The organism is Pseudoalteromonas luteoviolacea DSM 6061, from assembly GCF_001625655.1.
GTDB classification, from domain to species: Bacteria; Pseudomonadota; Gammaproteobacteria; order Enterobacterales; family Alteromonadaceae; genus Pseudoalteromonas; species Pseudoalteromonas luteoviolacea.
Genome location: NZ_AUYB01000076.1, coordinates 1 through 542, shown reverse-complemented (window position 1 = coordinate 542; position 542 = coordinate 1). Strand labels below are relative to the sequence as shown.

The 542-nt window shown below is 40.0% G+C and carries 1 protein-coding gene; it reads left to right on the top strand.

The genetic code is table 11. The features are described from left to right. Nucleotides 1–301: 301 nt before the first annotated feature. On the top strand, nt 302–542 hold a 241-nt coding region (locus N475_RS25935; RefSeq protein WP_211270600.1), incomplete at its 3' end, for a hypothetical protein.

Here is a 542-nt window from a genome sequence, read left to right as displayed (position 1 = left end):
AAACACGCACCTTACCCGCAATTAAGGCCGAGCCGAGAAAGAAAGCAAAACTCATTTGCCCTTGCTGCAAAAAGCCCATGCAGTTTATGGGTATTCGAGCACGAACGATACACTTTAATTCGGCCTCACCCATTGGGTCATCTTAAATGGGCTGGATCATGTTAAATCGGCTAACGTAAAACGCATTACACATACATTGAATTGAAAAGGAGGAAAGATAAATCTAAACAACTGATTAAACGTAATATTTAAATTAGCGCAAGGCGCTAAGGGCTGACTGCGCCCTAAAAAAAGAAAGCGTTTGTCAGCCCCCTTCAATATACCTCTATTTTTACATCACTATTTACTATATAGAAGCATCACCAGCGCCGCAGGGCTTGTTCAACACCCAGATAAGGTGTCGGCTTCGCGACACCTATCCTTATTTGTTATAAATGGAAAGTTCTACTTATTTGAAATTGAATACCAAGCAAAAAGAATTAAAAATAACGCAATGAGCTTCAACCCGATTAAAATAAAGACTGATCTTCCCCTGAATCTCT